This is a genomic window from Mesorhizobium sp. M0991 (genome assembly GCF_040318915.1).
GTDB lineage: Bacteria > Pseudomonadota > Alphaproteobacteria > Rhizobiales > Rhizobiaceae > Mesorhizobium.
In genome coordinates, this window is the sequence record NZ_JAMYNE010000001.1 from 426,935 (window position 1) to 452,459 (window position 25,525).

Sequence of the window (25,525 nt, forward strand, 5' to 3'; positions counted from 1 at the left end):
GAGTGCGACCTCTTCTTTGCACCAAATCGCGTCGCGCTTCATGCGCGGCGACCCCTCTGTCGCCTTCGGCGACATCTCCCCCTCGAGGGGGGAGATTACGCGCTCACACCGCAATCCTTGGCCTTCCCGACGCCACCGCCACGACATGCGCCTCGATGAACATGCGCTGGCCCTCGACGGTGGAGACGCGGAATTCGCTGGCGATTTCGATCTCGGCGCTGTCGGTGCCGGCGTCCTTCGCCCGCCCGGCGGCAATCGCCCGCACGTCTTTCTCCGCCGCGGCGATCGCCGCGGCCTCGTCGTTGAAATCGCGTACACTTTCGCCGGAGGCAACGCGGAACAGCCCTTCCTTGGGCTGGCTGACCCGCGCCTCGGCCGATACCCGGACCTGGCCGACGACGGCGCCGAGCGCGTTGGCGACATCGGTATCCTCCGGCACCACGCAGTTATTGCCGACCAGCTCGGCCAGCCCGGCATAATGCAGTGGCGCCGAGGCGCCGAGGCCGATGACCGGACGGTCGAGCGCGACGCTGAGGCGGGCGATGCCGGGATGGGCGTCGACGGCGCGCTGGACCAGGGCATGGGCGACGGTCGCCGCGCCATCCAGCCCATCCTCGGCGAAGGCGGTTTCGAGGATGACTTCCGCCGACAGGCGGGTCAGCATGGTCAGCACCCGGTCCGAGATTGCCTCCGGCGAGGCCGCGATGAACTGGCCGCGGCCGTCGCGCCTGCGCGCGAACAGCTCGGCACCCAGACGCGCGGCGGCCGGATCCCAATTGGCCTGCCTGCCCAGCACATGGGCGGCATCCGACGGCGTGAAGCCGGCGACATGCACCAGCCCGCGCGACACCAGCCGGTTCAAGGTGGCGTTCTGGGCATTCGAGGTCAGCAACCTGTCGAGAGCCTGCGGCACGGCACCGATCAGCTCGTAAAGCTTGGCTTCAGCACCGGTCAGTCCGGCCGCCAGACGCTCCGGCACGCCGGTGCGCACCGCCAGCCGGCCATCCATGCGGCCGGGATTGGGCGCGCGCAGCTGGCGTTCGAGCTCTGATGTGACGGCGTCGCCATGCATCAAGCCGGCCAGCGCCAGCGGCACCAGGCGGCGCGGCCCGAGCAGGATCCTCGGGCTGAGCGCGCCGTCCTCCAGCGCCACTTCGGAATCGCCGCCGAGGCCAAAAGTGCGCATGGCGACGGCCTCAACCATGGTGCGGAAGCCGCCGACGGTGGCGCCTTCCGGATCGAGCCGCGGCCGGCCCTTGTCGAGCACGGCGACGTCGGTGGTGGTGCCGCCGATGTCGGAGACCACGGCATCGTCGAGGCCGGTCATGTGGCGGGCGCCGACCAGGCTGGCGGCCGGGCCGGACAGGATGGTCTCGATCGGCCGCTGGCGGGCAAAGGCGGCCGAGACCAAAGCGCCGTCGCCGCGCACCACCATCAGCGGGGCGGCAATGTTGCGCGCGGCCAAAAAGCCTTCGGTTGCCGCGACCAGCCGGTCGATCATCGAGATCAGCCTGGCGTTGAGCAAGGTCGTCAGCGCCCGGCGCGGGCCGCCGAGCTTGGCCGACAGTTCGTGGCTGGCGGTGACCGGCAGGTCTGTTATATCGCGGATCAGGTTCCGCGCGCTTAGCTCGTGCGCCGGATTGCGGGTGGCGAAATAGGCACAGATGGCAAAGCCGGACACCGACTTTTCCAGTTCCGGCAAAGCTGCCTCCAGCCCGGAAAGATCGAGCTTTGCCGCATTGCCATGGACATCGTGGCCGCCGGGGCAGAACACCACCGGGTCGGAGCCGAGCGCCGCCTTTAGTCCGTCGCGGGCCAGATCGCCCTCGGCAAAGCCGATCATCACAAGTGCTACGCGCCCGCCCTGGCCCTCGACCAGCGCATTGGTGGCAAGCGTTGTCGACATCGACACCAGTTTTATCGCAGTCGGGTCGGTGTCGGCTTTTTGCAGCACGGCATCGACTGCGCCCGATATGCCGACCGCCAGGTCGTGGCGCGTTGTCAGCGCCTTGGCCTTGGCCAGCACTTTTCCGCCGGGGCCGCCCGCTTCCGACCACAGCACGGCGTCAGTGTAGGTGCCGCCGGTGTCTATGCCGAGGAACAGGGGTGAGGGTTTGGTCTTGGCGGTCATATTTGGGTCCGGAGAATTCTCTTGCCCCGCCCCTTAGCGGATATGAACGGGCCGATAAAGCCGCGATGGCTGGGCCAAGGCAGCGTAATCTCCCCCCTCGAGGGGGAGATGTCGCCGAAGGCGACAGAGGGGGTCGGTACGTCCTGACGCGACGCCCTCTCTGCCAAGGAAAGAAGAAGCCGGCGCTCCACGCGAGACGACCCCCTCTGGCCTGCCGGCCATCTCCCCCTCGAGGGGGGAGATTCGCAGCTTGGCCGCCTACCCCACAAGAAAGGCTTGTTGGCCGAATAGGGCTACGCCCGGCTGCCCGGCGAGCCTTCTAGCGGCCTGCCGACAGAAGCGGTGGGCCGTTCGCGGCAGAAATACAAGATCGTCAGCATCACCGCGACAAGCAGGATGGCGTAGTAGATCGACAGTCGGGCATAGACCTCCGCCTTTTCCACCGGGAACGAGCGGCCCTGGCTGGCGGCGCGCGCCACCATCGAGGCAATCAGCGCGTCGCGGGAGAAGATCAGGTTTATCGCGGTCAATGGCAGGACCGAGGCGAACAGCAGGGCATTGCAGAGCTTCGCCTTGGGCTCGAACCGCAACAGCATCACGCCACACCAACTGTATAGGGCGCTGTAAAGCGCAACGGCCGCGGTCTTCAGCGGCGTGTCCTCCACCATGAAAAGGAACGGCGTGCCGTCGTCTGGTCCGGTGAGGCGCAGCAGGTACCAAATCCCGGACAGGACACCAAGCGTGCCAAGCAACAGATTGGCCCATTGTCGCTGGCCGGCCGGCTGCTCCATCTGCGCATAGGACAGCAGCCATTCCCCCACCGATATGTTTGCCACCCGTACAAGGCTGAACAGGATCAGCGAAAGGACCTGCCGAGCCGCCCATGACGCCGGCTGGCCAAGAACGGTCTCGGCAATGCCGGGAAACAGCCGGTCGGCCAGGACGACGGCCGCATTTACCCAGATGTAATCGATACAAAGGCTGAGAAACAGCAAGACATATTTGCGCAATTTGAAATCCCCCAAGCCCGACGAACCGCCACTCCGGCACATGCACGCACCGGTAGCAAAGATCTAACATCAACCGGGCGCAATTGTCGAAGGCCGAGATTGGCGGCGAGCGCTGGGCCGCCTACCCGGCAAATCCCACGCGCTTGTGGCTGCCATCGCAAAACGGCTTGTTGGCGGAGTGGCCGCAGCGGCAGAGGAAGGCGCGCTGCGTACGGTCTACAGTGTGGCCGGTGCCGGTGACGATTTCGAGATTGCCTTCGAGCTTGAGCGGGCCGTTGGTCGTCGGCGTCACGGCCAGCGGGCCATCCCGTACTTCCAGCGCCGGCGTATCCTTCAGCGCCGGTTCGCCGGTGGCGGTGAAGCCCGCCTTGGCGTGGCTGCCGTCGCAGAACGGCTTGTTTTCCGAAGCGCCGCAGCGGCACAGCGTGGCGCGGAAAAACGTTTCGCCGCCCAGCACTATCTCGGCATGGACGGCCAGCGGGCCGTTCTCCCTTATGCGCACGGTGTTGACCACCGGCGGCTGTTCCTGCGGCCCACCATCCTTGCGGACATAGGTGATGGCGCCGGACGGGCAGGCTTCGGCGAGCGCCACGACCTTCTCGACGCTGGCCGCCTCGGGATGGATCCACTGGCCGGGCGCATTGGGCACGAAGACACGCGGATCGCCAAGCACGCAATTGCGCGAATGGATGCAGCGGCGCCCGGAAAATCCGATATCGATCTTCTCGCCTTCGACCATGCCGGCCATAACTGTACTCCTTGCTGAAGCCGTCACGCTATGGCGGCGGCCCGGACGGCGTCAAGGCAGCATTCCCTTCGCCCTCTTGGGGGCCAAGCGCGGCGGGGGAAGGGAGTTCGCTTTTTTGCCCGCCGCACCACATTTTGTTCTTGCTTTGTGCCGGCAGCTATGCTACTAATCTCGGTATGGTGCTAATTGGCTCCAACGACCCGCCCGCCGAGGCGGGTTTTTTGTTGCCTTTTCGATCTAACATTCCTGCGAGCTGTCGACATCGATGCCGCTCGCCTGCCCTGCCGGGTACAATGGGTCCACACGAGAGACAGGCAGTTCACGGCACCAGATCGATTTCCTCGGTCTCGCCGCCGCTGCAGGTGTAGCAGCAATCGTCGCATTTTTCCGTGTTGGCGGGGCCGACGCCCCAATAGGTGTTCTCGTCGCCGTCGACCCAGGCGCCGTAGCAGATCGATTCGCCGTCATTGCAAGACAGCGGGATCGACTTGGTCTCGCCGTCGTTGAGATAATAATCCTGATTGTTGCCCGGCCAGACATGGTCGCGGTCCTGGCTGTAGAGTTCGACGCGCATAGCGTTGGGATGGCTGTTCTTGATCTCGAAAGTGACATCGCCGGCATGTGCGGCTGGCGCAAACAACGCGGCAATGAAAAGCGCCGCGGCAGCGCGGCGCGCGAAAGCGTAGGACAACATTTGCAATTCCCCCCGGAATGAAACGGCCTGTCCGGCCGCGCGGGGGAACATGGCATGGCGGCTAAACGGGTGGAAGAGGCGATTGCGGTATTTGCATCGTGAAAGGCGCAGCGTTGCTAAGCAAGACCCCTCTCCGATTTGCTTCGCAAACCACCTCTCCCCACTTTGTGGGGCGAGGAAATGCCAATCGCCGCAGCCTCACAAGACCTGGGTTCCTCGCCCCCACAAAGTGGGGGAGAGGTGGCCGGAAAGCGGCCGGAGCGGGGGCGGTCCGACCGGGCTCAACGGCCAGGCTTCAGCAGCGTCCAGATCCAGCCGATGAAAGTGAGCACCAGGAAGGGATATCCGGCAGCGGGCAGCGGCGCCGAGGTCGGCAGCAAAGGCGCGCCCCAGAGGATTAGGCCCACTGAGGCGACAAACAGCAAAGCGGCCACGACAGCCGTGAGCCGTATCCAAAGGGCAAAGGTTTTCGGCGCGCTGACCATGACCAGCGCCGCCGCCCAAAGCGAGATACCGCCGACATAGGAGGGCACGCTGGCCTCAAGCCCCGCCGCATTGCCGGAGAGCAGCAGGCTTTCGCCGGCGAGAAAGGTCAGAAATCCGGCCGCCACCCAGTCATTGCCCTGCCGCTGATATTTCATCGTCAACAGTGCGGCCGCCACCACGAGCGCCACGCCGTCGATTGTCCAGAGTGTTTCGCGGAGCGGCGCGCTCGCCACGAAGGTGCCGGCGAGGCCCAGAGCGCCGCCGATGGTGAGGCCTATCGCTGCGATGATGTCGAAGGTGGAGCGCACTGATATCTTCCCCGAAGCTGCGTGGAGGATACTCTAGGGCGGGGCGTGCTCAAAGGGCGGGCGATCCTCGGCAGGCCGCAACCACAGCTTTTCAAGCAAGAAGATACCACCGGTGACGGAGCAACCAAGCCATTCCTAATTCGAGTTATAATTGTGATACTCCCCTTCACTGCTATAGTGTCCCTTCTCGAATCACAAGAGTTAGTCATGGATAAATTTAAGTTCGGAGACCTGAAGAAATCGGCAAGCGGTGAGAAGCCAACCAAACCCAAAGATATTTTCGGTAGAAGGCCCTCTGGATTATCCGGGATCAAGGAACTCTGGCAAGGGCAGGCCTATGCCTTGGATGAGTGGTTCAAAGTTAAAGACAAATCGTCCCTAATTTCGATGTATACCGGTGCCGGCAAAACTCTCGTTGGAGTTTTGATTGCCCAAAGTTACGCGAATCAAGGATACGCCAACGTTGTTTATGCCTGCCCGACGATCGACCTAATTCACCAAACCGTGAAAGAAGCCAAGAGCATCGGGTCGAACCCCACTACCTATTTTGACAGGACATTTTCTGACGATAATTTCGAACAAGGGAAATCGTTTTGCGTCACCACGTACCAGGCTCTTCTGCCCGCGCGCACAAAATTCAAAGGTACAAAAGCACCGAGCGCTATTATATTTGATGACGCGCACGTTGGCGAACGACTTGTTCGAGACGCTTTCACTATAACGGCACATCGTAGCAAACACCCTGAGTTGTTCGCCGCTCTCGCCGCTGAAATTCGGCAGATATTTGATGAGGACGGGACTCTCTATAATTATCAGCACGCTATGGCAGAGGATAGCACGGGGGGCGGTGTTCAACTCGTGCCACCGGTGGGCGTCTTGCGTCACGCCGACCCTCTTCAACAAATATTGAAAGATAATATCAAAGATTCTGACACCTCGAATGTCCTGAGTGCCGACTATTTACGTGGTCGCCTATCTCTGTGCGCGATAACAATCTCCAAAACCACTATAGAGGTAACGCCGCCATTCTTGCCTGCATTATTCATGCCAATTCTTGAGGATAACTCCGTACCTAAGATTTTCTTGTCAGCCACTATACATTCAAAGGCGGACATAATTAGAGCGTTTGGCAGATCCTCGATAATAATAGAGCCAACGGTTGATGCCGGTCGAGGAGAGCGGGTTCTACTTTTCGGAAGTGCGATACCGGAATTCGCTAGGAATCCGACAAATATTGAGACTTTGAGCCAGAGGCACAAGGTACTCGTCGCGGTACCTAACGCAAAGAAGGCCTTGATCTGGCAAACCGTTGTCACGCAAGCGTCGAGCGATGCCGACTTCACTGCTCGACTTAACGCATTTAGACGGTCACATGCCGGCGCATTTATCCTAGTCGGTCGTTATGATGGTATCGATTTGCCGGATGACCAATGCCGCATAATGCTGGTCGATGGCTTGCCCGTTGGTACCACGCAGTTGGAGCGGTTTTCGTTTGACGTCCTAAAGCTCGATCGAGCTTTTATGTCTACTATCGCTAATCGAATTACGCAGCTATTTGGTCGCATCAACCGTGGAAAGACAGATTTTGGAGTCTACATTGTTCCGGACCGGGAAGTGGAGAATTGGCTGCGGAACGTTCGCAACATGACGAATTTTCCTCGTATTCTTCAAGAACAAATTAAACTTTCCGAATTTTTCAATGACAGCATAAAAGGAGTTTCTAACGAGCGCATTCTATCGATTGTAGACCAGATAATTGATAGGGATCCCGAATGGATTGACTATTATGAGTCGCACATTAACAATCAAACTCTCGACGACAATAAGATTGACGAACGCGAGGCTGAAAATAAGATCGATGACTTGTACGCAAAGAAAGAAACACGATTCATATTGAAGATGTGGCAAGGAGACGTTTCGGGCGCTCTGGCGGAATTTGAAGGAGACCGGGACGGCCTTTCTCAAATCAATCCTCGTCTCCATGGATGGTATTCGGTTTGGATTGGCATCGCACACCAAAAAAATGGCGACGAAGAAGCTAGCTATGACTGGTTTGACGAAGCCAGGCGAAAGCTGGGCGCGCGTGTCAGCCTACCCCGAAGGCCTCGCCTTTCAGAGCTAAACCCGGAGAAGGAAAAGACGTTTTTCGAGGAGGGGCTCCGTCGGCTACTGATTCTAGAGCGGCCAAAGATGACCAAGGAAATCGGGCGTATCACTGAGCTTGTCGCGCCTGCCTTTGTTCAGAGCGACCACAAGTTGGCAGAAGAAGGCATCCGGCAATTGGGCAGTACCCTTGGTTTCGATGCGAGGCGCCCCTGCACGGATCACGGCACAGGACCGGACGGAATTTGGATTGACCACTACACTAAAACGATCATCGGCTTCGAGCTAAAAAACGAAAAACTCGCCAACTCCGAAGTGTCGAAGACCGACGTCGGGCAGTGTCACGATCACATCGAGTGGATAAACACTCAGTTTAGCGGTTACGAGCTCGTCGGGTTGGTTATCTACACGGCTGCAACACGGATATCTGAGAAAGCGAATCCTTCGCCTAATATGCACCTCGTCAACTTCGATAAGGTGAAGCGACTCTGGAACGATTTTCCGGTGTTGCTTGGTGATATGAGCCGTCAAACGCTAGTGGAGAGTTTTGCAATGGCAAGCAAATTTGGGGAAAGTCCCGAGTGGACGACCAGAGGCATACTAACGCGTTTGATCTCCTAGACTTGTCGACCTGTTTTAGCTGCAGGATCGATGCATAGGACTGTAGCTGCCGATTGATCGGCTCCAGCCGGGAGTTTCTTCGGGGGTAAGCGCGCGGCCCGCTCAATCCCCCATCTTCAGCGCCTGGATAAACGCCTCCTGCGGGATATCCACCTTGCCGAACTGGCGCATCCGCTTCTTGCCCTCTTTCTGCTTGTCGAGCAGCTTGCGCTTGCGCGAGACGTCGCCGCCGTAGCATTTGGCGGTGACGTCCTTGCGCAGCGCCGAGATCGTTTCGCGGGCGATGACTTTGCCGCCGATCGCCGCCTGGATCGGGATCTTGAACAGATGGTGCGGGATCAGCTCCTTCAGCTTCTCGCACATCTGGCGGCCGCGCTTTTCCGCCGCCGTGCGGTGGACCAGCATCGACAGCGCGTCGACCGGCTCCTCATTGACCAGGATCGACATCTTGACCAGGTCGCCTTCGCGATAGTCGGTGAGGTGATAGTCGAAGGAGGCATAGCCCTTGGAGATCGACTTCAGCCGGTCGTAGAAGTCGAAGACGACCTCGTTGAGCGGCAAATCGTAGGTCAGCATGGCACGCTTGCCGACATAGGAGAGGTCGGCCTGGATGCCGCGCCGGTCCTGGCAGAGTTTCAGGATGCTGCCGAGATACTCGTCCGGCGTGAGGATGGTGGCGCGAATCCACGGCTCCTCGATGGCCGCAATCTTGACCACGTCGGGCATGTCGGCCGGGTTGTGCAGTTCCTTGACCGTGCCGTCGGTCAGCGCCAGGCGGTAGACGACGCTCGGCGCTGTGGCGATGAGGTCGAGGTTGAACTCGCGCTCCAGCCGCTCCTGGATGATTTCGAGATGCAGCAGGCCGAGGAAGCCGCAGCGATAGCCGAAGCCGAGCGCGGCACTGGTTTCCATTTCGAACGAGAAAGAGGCGTCGTTGAGGCGCAGCTTGCCGACCGCGGCGCGCAGATCTTCGAAATCGGCGGCGTCGACCGGGAACAGGCCGCAGAACACCACCGGCTGCGCCGGCTTGAAGCCGGGCAGCGCCTGTGCCGTCGGGCGCTTGTCCTCAGTGATGGTGTCGCCGACGCGGGTGTCGGCCACTTCCTTGATCGAACCGGTGAAGAAGCCGAACTCGCCGGGGCCGAGCTCGTCGACATTGATGCGGGCAGGCGTGAAGACGCCGGTGCGCTCGACCAGATGCCTGGCGCCGGTGCCCATCATGCGGATGGTCTGGCCCTTCTTCAGCACGCCGTCGATGATGCGGACCAGCACGATGACGCCGAGATAGGCGTCGTACCAAGAGTCGACCAGCATCGCCTTCAGCGGTGCGGCTATGTCGCCCTCGCGCGGCGGCGGCAGATCGTTGACGATCGCCTCCAGCACGTCGGGAATGCCTAGCCCGGTCTTGGCCGAGATCAGCACGGCGTTGGAGGCGTCGATGCCGATCACCTCCTCGACCTGCTCGCGGATGCGCTCGGGCTCGGCGGCGGGCAGGTCGACCTTGTTCAGCACCACGACGATCTCGTGGTTGTTGTCGATCGCCTGGTAGACATTGGCCAGCGTCTGCGCTTCGACCCCTTGCGAGGCATCGACGACCAGCAGCGAACCCTCGCAGGCGGCCAGCGAGCGCGACACTTCATAGGCGAAGTCGACATGGCCGGGCGTGTCGATCAGGTTGAGGATATAGTCCTGCCCATTGTTGGCGTGGTACTTCAGCCGCACCGTCTGCGCCTTGATGGTGATGCCGCGCTCGCGCTCGATGTCCATCGAGTCCAGCACCTGCTCCTTCATGTCGCGCAGCTCCAGCCCGCCGGTCGACTGGATCAGCCGGTCGGCAAGCGTGGATTTGCCATGGTCGATATGGGCAACGATGGAGAAGTTGCGGATGTTCTTGATCGGCGTGGTCATGCGGCGCGCTTTAGCAGGGGCACGGTACATCGGCAAGCGGCGGGGCGCGGGTGCGGCGGCGGCGCGGCGAAGTCGTTAAACTTTGATCCATGAGATTAGAGCATAGTTCGCGCCCGGCGTGATAGCCCCATTGGCCTATCGCCGTTTGGGGGGATCGGAATGCCGCTGTCAGCACGCAAATTTCTCAGATCGGTGAGCGGCTCGTTCGCGCCAATGCTCGCCATTTTGCTTATTCCGATGGTTGCCGCATTGGGCTTTTCCATCGACTATACCTCGGCGGTTTCAACCAAGGCCTCGATGCAGAACGCGCTCGATGCAGCATCGCTGTCGATCACGACGCTGGAGACGACCACGTCACTGGCAGACCGCCAGGTGAAGCTGCAGGAGGCATACCTGGCCAATGGCGGGGAAGGCACGGCAAAGCTCGACAGCTTCGTCGTCGCCACGGACGGCGCCGCCAGCATCAAGGCTTCGGCCGGCTTTGCCATGCCGACGAGTTTCATGCAGATCGCCAAGATCAACACGGTGCAGGTCGGCGTCGCGTCGGCAGTGACAAAGCGGCCGGCATTGGTGGAGGCGACCTTCAAGGTCGACAAGATCTCGGGCTATTGGAACAAGACGATGACGCTCTATGGCACCAAATTCGCTGAGACGACTGCCAACAAGCTGATGAAGATCGACTACACATACAACGGTTATGGCGATCCTAAGGGCTACGGCACGGCCAGCGTGTATACGGTCAACGGAACGACGACCACGCTCGTCCAGCAGCAAGTATGCACGACCACCACAGTGCTCAGCTTCTACGGCTTACCCAGCACCACGATCACCCAGACCGACTCATACGGCAGGAAATACGCAACCACCTGCGTCAGCACGATGTATCCCGCGACGAGTGCCGGTGCGGTGATCGACGTCAGCCAGATGGACCAGCTGTACCTGCGGATGGATGTGCCGTCCGGCAATCCATCCGTGCTCAAATCGAACGATCCGGCGACATCGAACCGGCTTTACGCCGACGGCGTCGAAATTGCGAACGGAGAAACCGTCGATATCTTCACGCTCGTGCCATGCGGCCAGAGCAGCAAACAGGCTTGGGAAGATGGCGGCAATCCCGTACCGGCAGCCATTTCGAATGCCGACTTCTTCTACACGGTGACCGGCAAGTGCGCCTTCAACAAGCGGCCTTCGGAAACTGTGCTTACACAATAGCCGGGCCGCGGCTGGGTGCCACCTGCCTGCCCCAGAACTCGTCACAACGCCGCCTGGTCACCACCCGGTGGCGTTTTTGGTTGCGAATGACCATCTTCCCTTCTCCCCTTGTGGGAGAAGGTGGCCGAGCGAAGCTCGGTCGGAAGAGGGGTGTTCCAGGGAACGCCAACGCCTCATTTCTTCCAGCACCCCTCAACCGTCTGGGCGCTACGCGCCGATCCACCTTCTCCCACAAGGGGAGAAGGGACAGCTGCGAACGATCACGAAGCGGTGATGCTGTAACGAACCGTGCGTCGGCGGCGAAGTGTGGACATGGAACCGCACAGGAGAACAGCGATGACCGGATCGAAACGCGGCACTGCCCTTATCGGGCTTGCCCTGGCTCTGTTTTCGCCAATTGGGTTTTCGGCAACCAGCGCGGCCGCCGGCCAGACGCTGACCGTCGTCGAGCTGTTCACCAGCCAGGGCTGCTCGTCCTGCCCGCCAGCCAACGCCAATCTGATCAAGGTCAAGGACCGGCCCGGCGTGCTGGCGCTGTCCTTCAACGTCACCTACTGGGACTATCTCGGTTGGAAGGACACATTCGGCAAAGAAGAATTCACGCAGCGCCAGGTCCGCTATGAACCGTCGCTCGGCCGTTCCGGCCCGTTCACGCCGCAAGTGGTGGTCAACGGCAAGGCCGATGCGGTCGGCGCCAGGCCGGGCGAGATAGAGCAGCTGATTTCGAGCGGCGGCCTCGCCGACGGACCATCGCTGTCGCTCGCCGGCGGGAAGGTCAGCATCGGCGCCGGTCCGGTGCCCGGCGGCAAGGCCGACGTCTGGCTGGTGCGTTACCGACAAGGCGTCGTCGAGGTGCCGGTGGCGCGCGGAGAAAACACCGGCCGCACGCTGCCGCACGCCAATGTCGTGCATTCGCTGACCAGGCTGGGCAGTTGGACCGGCGACGCCACCGCGCTGCCGCTGCCGGCGACGACGGGCGGCCTCAGCACGGCGGTGCTGGTGCAGGTGCCGGGCGGCGGGCCGATTCTGGCCGCCGCTACGAACTAGAAACCCTCGCGAAATTTCCCCAACGCGCAGCGGCGCCGCCGCGTGCCGTCAACCCCTGCCAAACCCAAGGAGATCATCATGACCAATCGCCCGACCCTGGCGGCACTCGCCTTCGCACTTTGCTCGACGGCGCTGTTCGCAGGAGGCGCGGCGCGGGCCGAAGATGCGATGAAGCCGGCGATGGCGACAAACGCCATGAAGCCGGCGACGGGCGCAATGGCGCCTGACGCGATGCCCACGACTGCGATGAAGGCGACAGATCCGATGAAGGCCGACTGCATGAACAAGGCAGCCGCCGAAACGAACGCCATGAAGAAAGCCGAAGCGACCAAGTCCTGCGATGCCATGGCTCCGGCCAAATAGGCGATGCGCACAGCAATGTGAGAGCCCGGCGGACCTATCCGTCGTATAATCCACACCAGCATCATGGGAGATCAGACATGACCGCAACCGTGAAACGATCGGCGATTTTCACAAAAGCCGCACTTGCCGCGCTCATCCTCGCGGCCGCCGCTGCCGTGTTCTGGCAGACGCCGGCAGTCTCGGCCGAAGACGCGGTGGTGATCCCGCCGCCGGCAATGGACGAGAAGGCCACCGCCGGCACCGAGAAGGCGGTCTTCGCCGGCGGCTGCTTCTGGGGTGTGCAAGGCGTGTTCCAGCACGTCCAGGGCGTCACCAGCGCCGTTTCCGGCTATGCCGGCGGCGACAAGGACACGGCCGTCTACGAAATGGTCGGCACCAGCCGGACGGGCCATGCCGAATCCGTCGAGATCACTTACGAGCCATCCAAGGTGACCTACGGCCAGCTGCTGCAGGTGTATTTCTCGGTGGCGCACAATCCGACGCAACTGAACTATCAGGGGCCAGACAGCGGCACCCAGTACCGTTCGACGATCTTTGCCGAAAACGACACGCAGAAAAAGATCGCCGAAAGCTACATCGCGCAGCTCGATAAGGCCAAGGTGTTTCCTAAGCCGATCGTTACGACGCTGGAGACCGGCAAGAGCTTCTATCCGGCCGAGGACTACCACCAGGACTTTCTGACGCTCAACCCGACCTATCCCTATATCGTCTACAACGATCTGCCCAAGGTCGAGAATTTGAAGCGGCTGTTCCCCAACCTCTACAGCGAAAAGCCGGTTCTGGTGCTGGCCGCCAACAAGAGCTGAGTTGTGGGGAGGTAATCTCCCCCCTCGAGGGGGAGATGTCGCCGAAGGCGACAGAGGGGGTCGCCGCGCGCTGAGCGCCAACTTCGTCTTCCTCGAAATGCCGCGTCGCGCCAACCGAACCGACCCCCTCTGGCCTGCCGGCCATCTCCCCCTCAAGGGGGGAGATTAATACCCCCCTTTTTCCAGGGCAGGCTCCAGCGCACTTTCTCCAGCGTCGCCTTTGCCTCGGCCGAGTCCGGGTCGGGCTCTGTCTCGCGATAATGCGCCGAGCCCTCAGGCGGGTAGGCAAGCGTGTTGTTGAGGGCGAATTTGTCGATCTGGCTGAAGTCCGGGAATGGCAGATTTTGCGCCTCGCGCCAATCGCTGACCCTTTTCTCCGCGGCGATGCGCTTTTCGTCGTCGACCGGAAGGTCGGTGGCTCTGTATTCCAGTGACGAAGGGAAGGCGAACTGCGCGCCGGCATCATCCATGATGTTGATCATGGATAATAGGATGTCCTCGCGGATGGCTTGAAATTCGGCCACGTCGGCGGTTTTGACATAAGTGAACACGTCGATGTCGAGCGAATAGGCGCCGAAGCCGGCAAAGCGCACGCGGCACGGCTCGTCGATGACGCGCGGATGGGCGATCAGCAGCTTGCGCAGCTCGGCCAGGACGTAGCGCAGCTGATCGGGCGTCGTCTCGTAGCGCAGCTGCAGCGTCGTCGCGAACCGGGTGCGGTCGCGATGCGCGTAGTTCTCGATCTGCATGCCGGCGAAATCCGAGTTCGGCACCGAGATGATCGTGCGGTCGAGCGACCTGATGCGCGTCGAGCGCATGCCGATATGCTCGATCGTGCCGGACTGGTCGCCGAACTTGCAGAAGTCGCCGACGCTGACTGGCCGATCGGCATAGAGCGTCAGGCCGGAGAGGAAGTTCTGCAGCGTCGGCTGCGCGGCCAGCGCCACCGCCAGACCGCCGATGCCGAGACCGGCAATGACGCCTTCGTAGGGGATGGCGAGCACTTCGGCCAACAGCAGGAAGGCGACGACCAGCACGGCGACGCGCGCGACACCGGTGGACAGCGAAATCAGCGTGTCGTGGTAGCCGGGCACCTGCCACAGTCCGCGATAGTGGTCGGCGACCTTGCCGATCAGACGCCAGACCACCGGCACGGCGCCGATCACGATCAGGCTCCAGGCGATTGCCTTGACCGGGGCGGCGACCACTTGCGGCAGACCGAGCGGGCGCAGCGTCAACAGCAGGAAGAAGCCAAGCACGATCGAGCGCACCGCCCATTCGACAATGCGGAAGAAGGCCGAGCTGTCCGTCCTTGGCACAAACAAGGAAATCAGCGCATTGGCGATGAAGCCGAAGACGATGCCGGCCAGTGCGGCAAGGCCGAGCATCCACCATTGCCAGTGCTCCATCGGGCCGGCGCGGGTGAGCAGGCTGGGGCCGATCTCGCGGGCGAGGCCACGGGCGATGAAGAACGGGTCGGTGCTGGCGAAGGCGGCGAATTCCGGCGCCACCGGCACGTCTTCGACGTCGGCGTAGAGCGCGCGGATGTGGGCGAGCGTCTCGGGCGTAAACTGCCAGATCTTGCCCTTCTCAGTCTCGACCGGGCCGATGACGATGTTGCCGGTGGGATGCTCGAAATAGACGAAAGGGGTGTTGCTCTTCGGATCGTCGGGGATCTCCTGCCAATAGACATAGCCGATGCGGTCGATGACCTTTTTGAGATAGCGCTCGAGCAGAAATGCCTCGTCGCCGCGCACCGCCTGACTGTAGTTGCGCAGATCGAGCGCCGCCTGTGCCGGATCGCCGGCTTCGGTGAGGCCGCTCAACAGTACCTTGAACGTATCGCGCGGCGAGGCCAGCTTGCTCGGATCGTCGACCATGTCGACAGCTTCGCCACGCGCTTCCTGGAATTCGGCGAGCTTGGCCTGGAGCTGGGCAAGTGGCGGCCCGACGATGAACCAGTCGCCATTCTTGCGGCGAAAAGTGACGTCGAAGGAGACCCTGGTGCCGTATTGCGGCAGCGTCGCCGTCACCTCGTCACCGGCAATCGTGTCATGCGGCAGGCTCCACAGACGGAACGTCGCGTTGTCGACGACGGTGAACAGAAGCTTGGTGTAATCGGGCATGTTGAGGCCGCCGCGGTCGGTCTCGGTGACGTCGACGAGACCCGCTGCCAGACCGGCAAGACCCATGCCGCCGCCGGTGGCGCGCGGCACGTTGTCGGCGCCGCTCTCGTTCATCGTTTGCAGGAACGAGCGCATGGTGCTCATCGGGCTCGACTGGTCGACACGGACGTCCTCGACGGCGCTGACGCGCACCCCTGTCCACCATTCGGCGGTGGCGGCATCGAAACGACCCATGAAGCTGCCGCCGTCGGGCGACTGGACGAAGGTGAAGGCGCCCTGGCGGTCGCCTTCGAACCAGTGGCCGACAAGCTTGTCGCCGTCGGCCTTGGCCTCGATGCGGCCGTTATAAAGCGGGTACACGCCCTTTACGTCAGCGCCGGTCTGCTCGAACTTGATCTGGGCGCCGCCGCCGCGCCACTTCGTGTCCCACACACCGGTCCAGTTGGCCGCGTCCTGGGCATGCGCCTGCGGTATGGCCGGCAGCAGGCCGGCAAGCGCGAATGCGCCGATCAGCGCGACCGTCCGGATCAGCATAAGCAACAGCCGATCCTGCCTTGCCGCAAAAAAGGGGGTCATTCTGTTGCCCTTCTTCTGCCGGCGATTCTGCTGGGCCGGCCAGAGAAGGTTATTCCGCTTGAAGATGAATATTCTGTTTCAGGCGGCGACGGCGATGCCGGTCAGTCATAGGTCAGATCCGTCGCCTTGCCGGCGAACACCCGGTAGGCAAAGAACGAATAGAAGATGATGATCGGCAGCACGACGACCGTCCCGACCAGGATGACGGCCAGGCTTTCGGGTGCCGAAGCAGCCTGCCAGATGGTCAGCCGGTCGGGCACCACGAAAGGGTAGAACGACCAGGCGAGGCCGGCAAAGCCGAGTGTGAAGATCGCGGCCAATGTCAGGAACGGGAGCAGCGCGTGGCGGTCGCCGGGCTTCGGCAGATGGAAGGTCTGGCGCCATAGCCACAGGAACAGCACTGCCGACAGGATCGGCAACGGCGACAAATAGAGCATGGCCGGCCAGACGAACCATTTGTCGAAGATGCGCGCGCTGGCAAAGGGCGTGGCCAGCGATACCGCGACCATGCCGAGCGCGGTCAGCACCAGTGCCGTGCGCAGCCACAGCACCGCCTTCCTCTGCAGGTCGCCTTCCGTCTTGTAGATGACCCACGCCGCTCCCATCGCCGCGTAGGCGGCGGCAAGGCAGAGCGCCACCAGCGCGCCGAAGGCGATGCCGCCAGCGCCGACGTCGAGGCCGAGCACATAGACGCCGAGCATATAGCCTTGCGCCAGCGATGCGATGACCGAACCGAGAAAGAAGATGCGGTTCCAGCGGTGCTTCCTGCCGGCAGGCACCTTGGCGCGGAAATCGAAGGCGACGCCGCGCAGGATCAAGCCGACCAGCAGCACGAAGACCGGAATGTAGAGCGCCGTCAGGATGGTGCCGTGCGCCAATGGGAAGGCGACCAGCAGCAGGCCGACCGCCAGCACCAGCCAGGTCTCGTTGGCGTCCCAGAACGGGCCGATGGCGGCGATCATCGTATCCTGCTCGGTATCTTCGGCTGCGGCGAACAGGATGCCGATGCCGAGATCGAAGCCGTCGAGGATGACGTAGATCAGGATGGCGAGGCCCATCAGGCCGGCGAAGATCAGAGGCAACAGGGTCGGCCAGTCGAAGCTCATGATGTTTCTCCCGGTTGCGCAACCGGCTGCGACAGCGGCCTGTTCATGACGCCCGGCAGCGGCGAGGTGTCACCATCCTTCGCCGCCTTCAATGCCAGATGCACCAGCACGCCGAGATAGGCGATCAGCAGCAGCGCGTAGAGGATGAGATAGACCGCGAGCGACAGCGCGACATGGCTGCCGGCGACCGGGCCGACAGCATCGGCGGTACGCAGCACGCCGGTGACCAACCAGGGCTGGCGGCCGATCTCGGTGGTGTACCAGCCGGCCAGCGTCGCCAGCCAGCCGGACAGCGCCATCGGCACCATGACAAGCGCCAGCGGCTTAGGCAGGCTGTGGCGGCGCTTGAGGAAGAAGGCCGCCGACCAGGAGACAGCGAGCATCAGGAGGCCGGTGCCGACCATGATGCGAAAGCCCCAGAACACCGGAAATACCGGGGGATGGTTGCCGGTATAGTCGTTCAGCCCCGGTACGATGCCGCCGGCGCTGTGCCTGAGGATAAGGCTGGCGCCATCGGGAATGGTGAGCTCGAACCTGTTCTCCTTGGCCGCTTCATCGGGAAGCGCAAACAGCACCAGCGGCACGTTGGGACCGGTGTTCCAGTTGGCCTCCATCGCAGCGATCTTCTGCGGCTGATGTTCAAGCGTGTTGAGGCCGTGCTGGTCGCCGGCAAAGATCTGGATCGGGATCAGGATCGCGGCGGTGAAGACGCCGGTGCGCAAGGCCTTCCACATCGATTCCGAGCGATCGCCGTAGAGATAGCGCAGCGCCGACAGGCCGGCGATCAGGAACGAGACGGTCAGCCCCGAAGCAAGCAGCATATGGACGAGCCGGTAGGGCATGGACGGATTGAAGACAACGGCCCACCAGTCGGTGGCGTGGGCGACACCATCGCGCATCTCGAAGCCGGCCGGCGTCTGCATCCACGAATTGAGCGCGATGATCCAGAAGGCGGACAATGTGGTGCCGCCGGCCACCAGCACCGTCGCCAGTGTATGGACGCGGTTTGAGACGCGACGGAAGCCGAACAGCATGATGCCGAGGAACGCTGCCTCGAGGAAGAAGGCGGTGAGTATCTCGTAGGCCAGCAGCGGGCCGGCAATGTTGCCGACCGTCTCCATATAGCCCGGCCAGTTGGTGCCGAACTGAAAACTCATGGTGACGCCGGAAACCACACCCATGGCGAAGGACAGCGCGAATACCTTAACCCAGGTGAAATAAGCGCGCATCCAGGCGGAATCGTTTGTCGCGTTGTAGCGGAGCTTGAAGAACAGCAGCACCCAGCCGAGCGCGATGGTGATCGCCGGGAACAGGATGTGGAACGAGATGTTCGCGCCGAACTGTATGCGCGACAGGATGAGCGGGTCCATGGCGGCTCCGGCTGCTGCTTGTTTGTACAAGGATAGGCTTGATGCGCCGGACGGTCAAAGCGGCGTCCCGCCGCGAGGCGGAACGCCGCAGTGCCGGTTAATCTGCTTTTGCGTGGAATTTTGCTGGACGACCAGGCGGGTGTTGCTTATTCCGGCGAACCTCGATGTCCAGAACTGTCAGGAGCGCCATTGACATACGGATTTGCGAACCGACATTCAGCGGATTAAATCAACAACTCTGTTTCAAGCAGCCGTTTTCAGCCATGCAGCCGATCATCTCGATTTCCGGGGTCACCAAGACCTACGCCACCGGCTTCCAGGCGCTGAAGGAGATAAATCTCGATATTGTGCGCGGCGAGATATTTGCGCTGCTCGGGCCGAACGGCGCCGGCAAGACGACGCTGATCTCGATCGTCTGCGGCATCGTCAACCGCTCGTCGGGCAGCGTCACAGTCGACGGCCATGACATCAACCGCGACTACCGCGCCGCGCGCAGTCTGATCGGGCTGGTGCCGCAGGAACTGACCATCGACGCCTTCGAGAGCGTGTGGGCGACGGTCAATTACAGCCGCGGGCTGTTCGGCAAGCCGGCGGACAAGGCGTTCGTCGAAAAAGTGCTGCGCGACCTGTCGCTCTGGGACAAGAAGGACGCCAAGGCGATCACGCTGTCCGGCGGCATGAAGCGCCGGCTGATGATCGCCAAGGCGCTGTCGCATGAGCCGCGCATCCTGTTCCTCGACGAACCGACCGCCGGCGTCGACGTCGAGCTGCGCCAGGACATGTGGGCGATGGTGCGCCGGCTGCGCGAAGACGGCGTCACCATCATCCTGACCACGCACTACATCGAAGAAGCCGAGGCGATGGCCGACCGCGTCGGCGTCATCAACCGCGGCGAGATCGTGCTGGTCGAGGACAAGGCCGAGCTGATGCGCAAGCTCGGCCGCAAGCGGCTTGTGCTGGAACTGCGCAGCCCGCTGGCCACCGTTCCCGACGCATTTTCGCGCTACGCGCTGGAACTTTCGCCGGATGGCGGGCAGCTGACCTATACCTATGACAACCAGAGCGAACGGCCGGGCGTCGCCTCGCTGATCCGCGAGCTCGAGGCGGCCGGCATCCAGTTCCGCGACATCGACACGGAAAACAGCTCGCTCGAGGAGATCTTCGTCAATCTGGTGAGGAAACAGGCATGAACCCGCGCGCGGTCATGAATCTTCATGCGGTATGGGCGATCTATCGGATGGAGATGGCGCGCGCTCTTCGCACCGTGCTGCAGAGCATCGTTTCGCCGGTCATTTCGACATCGCTCTATTTTGTCGTCTTCGGCTCGGCGATCGGCTCACGCATCACCGAGATCGACGGCATCAGCTACGGCGCCTTCATCGTGCCGGGGCTGATCATGCTGTCGCTGCTGACGCAGTCGATCTCCAATGCGTCTTTCGCCATATACTTTCCGAAATTCGTCGGCTCGATCTACGAATTGCTGTCGGCGCCGGTGTCCTATCTGGAGATCGTCATCGCCTATGTCGGGGGTGCGGCGACAAAGTCGATCGTGCTTGGCCTGATTATCCTGGCGACGGCCTCGCTGTTCGTGCCGCTGACGATCGAGCACCCGTTCTGGATGCTCGCCTTCCTGGTGCTGACGGCGGTGACCTTCAGCCTGTTCGGCTTTATCATCGGCATCTGGGCGAAGAGCTTCGAGCAGCTGCAGCTGGTGCCGCTGCTGATCATCACGCCGCTGACCTTTCTCGGCGGCAGCTTCTATTCGATCAATATGCTGCCCGGCATCTGGCGCACGGTGACGCTGTTCAACCCTGTGGTGTACCTGGTTAGCGGCTTCCGCTGGAGCTTCTACGGCAAATCCGACGTTTCGGTCGGCGTCAGCCTTGGCATGACGGTGGTCTTCCTGCTCGTCTGCATAGCAATCGTCGCCTGGATCTTCAGGACCGGCTACCGGCTGCGCAACTGATCGACTGGCCGTGCCAGGCAAAGCAGCCTTATCGGTCAACGTTTCCTTTCCGAAGGCGATATAGGCCTGCGCCCGTGCCTGGAGCCGGCGCTTGAACGCTCGATCTTGCTTTTTATGCATTGTTATATATCATGTTATCGATTTTCGCACGAGACGAAGTGACCTATGGAAGACGTCATACGATCGCTTGGTTTCCTGTGCCTGGGCAGCAGGATGAAGCGTATAGGCGAACAACTGCAAGCGGAGGCGCAGCGCCTGCTCGACCGGCTGGATGTCCCGGTTCAGGCGAGCCAGTACCCGCTGTTGGCCGCGCTCGACAGGCTGGGTCCGCTGTCTGTCGGGGAACTGGCGCAATCCCTTGGCATCGCGCAGCCAGGCGTAACGCGAAGCGTCTCGCTTCTGGCCGAATTGGGACTGCTCGAGGTCAGTCCGTCGACCGATGACCAGCGGCGCAGGATTGTCTCGCTTACTCGGGACGGCCGGCGGCTGGTCGATATCGCAAAGCGCGAGGTCTGGCCGCGCATCGAGAACGCCGTCGCGGATTTGTGCGCGGATCTTTCGGGGCCTCTTCTTGATCAGCTGGCTGCCATCGAGGACGGCCTCGCCGCGGCTCCCCTCGACCATCGAGTAAAAAAACCGAAGGATGCGGTACAATGAGGCACCTGCTTGACCGCCCTATCTGGAGCGCGCTTCAGACGCGACATCGGGCCTTCGCGGAGGGTGACAACCTCGCCATGCGATACCGGCCGTCAATCGTCCCTTTCGCCGCCACCGGGGCGGACGACGCGGATAACTTGCAGGCGCTCGGAAAGCTTGTTCCCCCAGGCGAGAGTGTCATTCTGCTTCAGTCGGACGCCATTGATCTGCCCGCGGGGCTTTCCGCGACTTCGACCGCAGCCGGGGTTCAGATGATTGCCGAGCAGCCGTTGCAAACCGTGTCTGACAAACGCGTGCAACGTCTGACGCGAGACGATGCCGCTGAGATGCTCGCCCTGGCATTGCTCACCAAGCCTGGCCCATTCACGCTCGAAGCCTTGAGCCTGGGCGATTTTTGGGGTGTGAAAATCGAGGGCAGGCTTGCGGCGATGGCCGGCGAGCGCATGAAGCAACCCGGCTATACCGAACTCAGCGGGGTATGCTCACATCCGGAATTTCGGGGCGGCGGCCTGGGCAAGCTGCTGTCCCTGTTCGTGGCAAACCGGATAGTGGCGCGCGGCGAAGTTCCCTATCTCCACGCCTATGCCAGCAACGCCACGGCCATAGGACTATACAAGTCCATTGGCTTCAGGTTGCGAAGCACAATGAATGTGGCCGTGGTTCAGCGCACCGAATAATTCGTCGGCGCATGATGGGCAGCATGGATGCGTGTATCAGGAAAGGAAGGATTTCGTATCGCCGAAATCCTTCCTTGAGACTGCAAGACCTGGCTGCGCGTCAGACCGCGATCTTGCCGCCACCTTGCCTGGTGATGGCAACGACCGCCGGGCGCACCGGGATGTCCGGCTTGAAGTCGGGCCAGCGGGTCGACAAATCCTCATAATAGGATGGACGGCCGAAAGCCTCCCAGTCCTCGCCGCCGTCGCCCGGATGCTGGACGGCAACGAAGGCGGTCTGGTCGTCCGGCGCAAACAACGGGCCGCACATTTCGGCGCCTATCGGCACACGGAAGAACAGCTTTGATGTGGCCCTTGCCGGCCCTTCCGTGTCGACCGCCCACAGACCGTCGGTGCGGCCAGTGGCCTTCGGGCCCTGGCCGTCGGTAGCAACCCAGAGGCGGCCGGCCGAATCGACCGCGCAATTGTCCGGCATGCCGAACCAGCCATTGGCCGTGGTTGCGGTCGAGAAGGTGGCGCCGACAGCGGCAACCGAGGGATCACCGCATTTCAAGAGCACCTCCCACTTGCCCTTGGTGGCAGTGAAATCGCCACCGTCCTCGACGATCTCGATGATGTGGCCAAAGGCATTTTCGGCACGCGGGTTGGCGGCGTCGACCTGATCGGCCTTGCGCTTCGAATTGTTGGTCAGCATGACATAGACCTTGCCGTTGGCGGCATTGGGCTGGATGTCTTCCGGACGGTCCATCTTGGTGGCGCCGAGCAGGTCGGCGGCGCGGCGCGTTTCGATCAGCACGTCGGCCTGGCTGGCAAAGCCGTTCTCCGCCGTCAGCGGCCCTTGGCCGAAGACGATCGGCAACCATTCGACCGAACCGTCCTCGGCAAACTTGCCGACATGCAAGGTGCCATCGTCGAGCAAATCCTTGTTTCCAGCGCGGTCGTCCGGATTGAATTTGCCTGTGGTGACGAACTTATAGACGTAGTCGAAGCGCTCATCGTCGCCGAGATAGAAGACGACACGGCCATCCTTGGCGACGATCGACTCGGCGCCCTCATGCTTGAAGCGGCCCATCGCGGTGCGCTTCCTCGGCACCGAAGTCGGATCCTGAACGTCGACCTCGACGATCCAGCCGAAGCGGTTCGGCTCGTTTGGCTCCTTGCCGATGTCGAAACGGTCGTAATGCGCTGCCCATTCATAGGCACCTTCGGGAATGCCGAGGCGCTTGTAATTGGCGGCTTCCTTATGGCTCTGCGGCAGCTCGCCCGAGAAATAGCCGTGGATGTTCTCCTCGGCCATGACATAGGTGCCCCATGGCGTGACGCCGCCGGCGCAGTTGTTGACAGTGCCGATGACTTTGGTGCCGCTCGGGTCGGCGCTGGTCTTGACGCGGTCGTGGCCGGCGACGGGGCCGGAGAGCTCGATCTCGGTGTTGGAGGTGATGCGGCGGTTGAGCTTGCCGTCGCGAACGACCTGCCATTTGCCTGATATCTTGCGGATCTCGACAATGGTGCCGCCATGCGCGGTCATCTCGACGTCGACTTGTTCCTTGCTGAGAGGCGCCTGCTTGGCTTTGCCGTCGACGATGGTGACGAGGCCCGAAAACATCAGGTGCGGATTGGTGTATTCGTGGTTGACCACCAGCAGACCGTGCTCGGCCGAGCCGTCGATCGGGATATAGCCGACATAGTCGTTGTTGTAGCCGAATTGTCTGGCCTGGGCCTCCGCCGACTGTTTTGTCGGATCGAATTCCGGCGAATCGGCGAACAGCGGATCGCCCCAGCGCAGCAGCACATCGGCGTCATAGCCGGGTGCGACGTGATGCTTGTCGTCGATGCCGGCCTCGAGCTCGTCGAAAGCGAAGGCGGAGCCTTCGGCGGCGCGGGCGTTGTCGGCGGTGATCAGCGCCAGCGGGCTGACGGTAGCGGCTATGGCCGAGACGGCAAGCGAGCCCTTGAGGAAGCCGCGGCGCGAGAACCGCGCGGCGATGATTTCACCCATGGTGCGGTTGTCGGTGGGATTGGCTCCTGGCCCGTCGTTTTCCTCGAGCAGGCTGGTGCGGAAATGGGCGTCAGGGGAGCGATGTTCGGTCATAGGGGCATGCCTCTGGCTGGATGGATTGCTGGAGCGTGTTGCCTGGCCAGTCCGGTATCGCCGGCAGGTCACAGTTTGATGACATGCCGGCTAATTACCACTGCGATTTTGTATCCAGCATCGGCCCCGCTTGACCGCGACCGGCGCTTCGGAAACAAGAGCTGCGGTGGGCGTAGGACCGCATCGGGAGGAACAAAAAGTGAGTTTCTGGGGACTTGGGCAGCTCTGCGTTTCGACGGTGATCTTCCTGCTGGCGGCGATGGCTGCCAAACAGTGGGGGCTGGCGCCGAGCCTCGGCAAGATCGTGCTGACGTTGGCGCTCTATTCGCTCGGCAATCTGATCATGCTGAGGCTGATCCGTGAATTCGGCATGTCGGTGTCGTTCAGCCTGTCAGCGGTGATCCAGCTGGTGTCGGTGAATGTGGTGGCGCTGGTCTTCTTCGGCGAGCGCGTCAATGCCTTGCAGGCGACCGGCATTGTGCTTGCCATCGCAGCTGTGGCGCTGATCACGCTCGGGCCCTATCTGCAAAGGCTGTAACTGCGATCGGGCCGATGAAGAAGACCGCAAGCAGACTGCGCAACTGGCTGGAGTTCCCGGTTCTGCTGGCCGGGCTGATCATTGCCGGCGGGCTGTGGGGGTTCGAGGAGCTGATGGAGATGGCGCGGGCCACCACGCCGCATGCCTTCGATACCGAAATCCTGCTCGCCTTCCGCAAGGCCGGCCAGCCCGACAATCCGATCGGACCGGCGTGGCTGGAAGGAGCGATGCGCGACATCACCAGCCTCGGCAGCGCCAGCGTGTTGGTCCTGATTACCGCGGCAATGATCGTCTATCTGCTCCTCATACGCAGGCCAGGCGCGGCGCTTCTCATGTTCGTCGCGGTAGCGGGTGGCCAGGTCCTGTCAAGCGTGCTCAAGTTCGATATAGACCGGCCGCGCCCCGATCTGGTCTCGCATCTCGCCGACGTGGCATCGCTTTCGTTTCCGAGCGGCCACGCCATGCTGTCGGCGGTGACATATTTGACGCTGGGCAGCATGGCGGCGCGGTTTTTGCCCGGGCGGACAACGAAGATCTATGTGCTCGGGCTGGCGGTGCTGACGACGGTGGTGGTCGGCATCAGCCGCATCTATCTCGGCGTCCACTGGCCGTCCGACGTATTGGCCGGCTGGTGCGCCGGCTTTGCCTGGGCGATGCTGTGCTGGCTTGCGGCCCGGTTCCTGCAGCGACGGCTCGGGCGGGCCGGCGGCACCTGACTCATGTCAGTCGATTTGCGGTCAAATCAGCCTGTTGATCAGGCCATGGCCGCAGCCTGCCAGCAGGAAAACCATCGACAGCAAGGCTGTCGAGGTCGCCAACGCTTTGAATATCTTCACCTGCTCATCCTTTTTGAGTCGTCGCCTGTGAAATCGGGATCGCAATGGATGTCCCGCCAAACGATGCCGTAGCATGCTAGCGCATCGGCTGGCAAAGAGTGCTGCATGTTTCACATATGCAAGATGATGCTTGAACCATCATAA

At 62.0% G+C, this 25,525-nt stretch carries 21 protein-coding genes; 11 read left to right on the forward strand and 10 right to left on the reverse strand.

Annotated elements, in window-relative coordinates:
• Window positions 1-103: 103 nt before the first annotated feature.
• The 5 genes from NKH70_RS02115 to NKH70_RS02135 all read right to left on the reverse strand — a co-directional run bounded on the left by NKH70_RS02115 (window position 104) and on the right by NKH70_RS02135 (window position 5,377).
• A complete protein-coding gene (locus NKH70_RS02115) occupies window positions 104-2,131 on the reverse strand; it encodes a hydantoinase/oxoprolinase N-terminal domain-containing protein (RefSeq protein WP_352976994.1) in 2,028 nt (675 codons plus the stop codon).
• Between the two features lie 293 nt (window positions 2,132-2,424).
• The gene (locus tag NKH70_RS02120; RefSeq protein WP_352912129.1) at window positions 2,425-3,141 is read right to left on the reverse strand and encodes a hypothetical protein; all 717 of its coding nucleotides are present in this window, start codon (window positions 3,139-3,141) and stop codon (window positions 2,425-2,427) included.
• Between the two features lie 121 nt (window positions 3,142-3,262).
• Window positions 3,263-3,889 carry a CDGSH iron-sulfur domain-containing protein gene (locus tag NKH70_RS02125; protein WP_352976995.1) on the reverse strand — a complete coding sequence of 209 codons (627 nt, stop codon included), beginning with the start codon at window positions 3,887-3,889 and terminating at the stop codon, window positions 3,263-3,265.
• A gap of 319 nt (window positions 3,890-4,208) precedes the next feature.
• Window positions 4,209-4,580: a hypothetical protein gene (locus NKH70_RS02130; RefSeq protein WP_352977072.1), complete on the reverse strand. Its 372-nt coding sequence runs from the start codon at window positions 4,578-4,580 to the stop codon at window positions 4,209-4,211.
• A gap of 284 nt (window positions 4,581-4,864) precedes the next feature.
• Window positions 4,865-5,377: a hypothetical protein gene (locus NKH70_RS02135; RefSeq protein WP_352976996.1), complete on the reverse strand. Its 513-nt coding sequence runs from the start codon at window positions 5,375-5,377 to the stop codon at window positions 4,865-4,867.
• 207 nt (window positions 5,378-5,584) lie between these two features.
• Between NKH70_RS02135 and NKH70_RS02140 the strand changes: the two genes are divergently transcribed.
• Entirely contained in the window at window positions 5,585-8,101 is a 2,517-nt protein-coding gene (locus NKH70_RS02140) for a DEAD/DEAH box helicase family protein (RefSeq protein WP_353024789.1), read from the forward strand.
• A 102-nt stretch (window positions 8,102-8,203) separates the two neighbouring features.
• Here NKH70_RS02140 and lepA read toward each other — a convergent pair whose 3' ends face one another.
• Window positions 8,204-10,009: a translation elongation factor 4 gene (gene lepA, locus NKH70_RS02145; protein WP_352976998.1), complete on the reverse strand. Its 1,806-nt coding sequence runs from the start codon at window positions 10,007-10,009 to the stop codon at window positions 8,204-8,206.
• Window positions 10,010-10,168: 159 nt separating this feature from the next.
• Here lepA and NKH70_RS02150 point away from each other — a divergent pair, with 159 nt between their 5' ends.
• The 4 genes from NKH70_RS02150 (at window position 10,169) to msrA (ending at window position 13,437) form a co-directional block, all read left to right on the forward strand.
• Window positions 10,169-11,221 carry a TadE/TadG family type IV pilus assembly protein gene (locus NKH70_RS02150; RefSeq protein ID WP_352976999.1) on the forward strand — a complete coding sequence of 351 codons (1,053 nt, stop codon included), beginning with the start codon at window positions 10,169-10,171 and terminating at the stop codon, window positions 11,219-11,221.
• Between the two features lie 336 nt (window positions 11,222-11,557).
• Window positions 11,558-12,268 carry a DUF1223 domain-containing protein gene (locus tag NKH70_RS02155; RefSeq protein WP_352912145.1) on the forward strand — a complete coding sequence of 237 codons (711 nt, stop codon included), beginning with the start codon at window positions 11,558-11,560 and terminating at the stop codon, window positions 12,266-12,268.
• A gap of 78 nt (window positions 12,269-12,346) precedes the next feature.
• Window positions 12,347-12,631: a hypothetical protein gene (locus tag NKH70_RS02160; protein ID WP_352912147.1), complete on the forward strand. Its 285-nt coding sequence runs from the start codon at window positions 12,347-12,349 to the stop codon at window positions 12,629-12,631.
• 77 nt (window positions 12,632-12,708) lie between these two features.
• Complete coding sequence (gene msrA, locus NKH70_RS02165) at window positions 12,709-13,437, forward strand: peptide-methionine (S)-S-oxide reductase MsrA (RefSeq protein ID WP_352977000.1); 729 nt, start codon at window positions 12,709-12,711, stop codon at window positions 13,435-13,437.
• Window positions 13,438-13,589: 152 nt separating this feature from the next.
• Here the strand turns inward: msrA and NKH70_RS02170 are convergent, their stop codons facing one another.
• The 3 genes from NKH70_RS02170 to NKH70_RS02180 all read right to left on the reverse strand — a co-directional run bounded on the left by NKH70_RS02170 (window position 13,590) and on the right by NKH70_RS02180 (window position 18,615).
• Window positions 13,590-16,139 (reverse strand): mechanosensitive ion channel family protein, encoded by a 2,550-nt coding sequence (locus NKH70_RS02170; RefSeq protein WP_352912151.1) that lies wholly within the window; start codon window positions 16,137-16,139, stop codon window positions 13,590-13,592.
• Between the two features lie 101 nt (window positions 16,140-16,240).
• The gene (locus tag NKH70_RS02175) at window positions 16,241-17,245 is read right to left on the reverse strand and encodes a cytochrome d ubiquinol oxidase subunit II (protein WP_352716098.1); all 1,005 of its coding nucleotides are present in this window, start codon (window positions 17,243-17,245) and stop codon (window positions 16,241-16,243) included.
• Window positions 17,242-18,615 (reverse strand): cytochrome ubiquinol oxidase subunit I, encoded by a 1,374-nt coding sequence (locus NKH70_RS02180; protein ID WP_352912153.1) that lies wholly within the window; start codon window positions 18,613-18,615, stop codon window positions 17,242-17,244. Before NKH70_RS02180 ends, NKH70_RS02175 begins: the two co-directional genes overlap by 4 nt.
• A gap of 263 nt (window positions 18,616-18,878) precedes the next feature.
• On the opposite strand from NKH70_RS02180, the gene NKH70_RS02185 reads away from it, so the two are divergent.
• The 4 genes from NKH70_RS02185 to NKH70_RS02200 all read left to right on the forward strand — a co-directional run bounded on the left by NKH70_RS02185 (window position 18,879) and on the right by NKH70_RS02200 (window position 21,915).
• Window positions 18,879-19,805 (forward strand): ABC transporter ATP-binding protein, encoded by a 927-nt coding sequence (locus NKH70_RS02185; RefSeq protein WP_352716093.1) that lies wholly within the window; start codon window positions 18,879-18,881, stop codon window positions 19,803-19,805.
• A 14-nt stretch (window positions 19,806-19,819) separates the two neighbouring features.
• Window positions 19,820-20,581 carry an ABC transporter permease gene (locus NKH70_RS02190; RefSeq protein ID WP_352912216.1) on the forward strand — a complete coding sequence of 254 codons (762 nt, stop codon included), beginning with the start codon at window positions 19,820-19,822 and terminating at the stop codon, window positions 20,579-20,581.
• 165 nt (window positions 20,582-20,746) lie between these two features.
• The gene (locus NKH70_RS02195) at window positions 20,747-21,238 is read left to right on the forward strand and encodes a MarR family winged helix-turn-helix transcriptional regulator (RefSeq protein ID WP_352912154.1); all 492 of its coding nucleotides are present in this window, start codon (window positions 20,747-20,749) and stop codon (window positions 21,236-21,238) included.
• A complete protein-coding gene (locus NKH70_RS02200; RefSeq protein ID WP_352912156.1) occupies window positions 21,235-21,915 on the forward strand; it encodes a GNAT family N-acetyltransferase in 681 nt (226 codons plus the stop codon). Before NKH70_RS02195 ends, NKH70_RS02200 begins: the two co-directional genes overlap by 4 nt.
• 100 nt (window positions 21,916-22,015) lie before the next feature.
• Here the strand turns inward: NKH70_RS02200 and NKH70_RS02205 are convergent, their stop codons facing one another.
• Window positions 22,016-24,007, reverse strand: a complete 1,992-nt coding sequence (locus NKH70_RS02205; protein WP_352912158.1) for a PhoX family protein — start codon at window positions 24,005-24,007, stop codon at window positions 22,016-22,018.
• Between the two features lie 199 nt (window positions 24,008-24,206).
• Between NKH70_RS02205 and NKH70_RS02210 the strand changes: the two genes are divergently transcribed.
• Window positions 24,207-24,545: a hypothetical protein gene (locus tag NKH70_RS02210; RefSeq protein WP_023679017.1), complete on the forward strand. Its 339-nt coding sequence runs from the start codon at window positions 24,207-24,209 to the stop codon at window positions 24,543-24,545.
• A gap of 14 nt (window positions 24,546-24,559) precedes the next feature.
• Window positions 24,560-25,261: a phosphatase PAP2 family protein gene (locus tag NKH70_RS02215; protein ID WP_352716085.1), complete on the forward strand. Its 702-nt coding sequence runs from the start codon at window positions 24,560-24,562 to the stop codon at window positions 25,259-25,261.
• The last annotated feature ends 264 nt before the right edge of the window (window positions 25,262-25,525 follow it).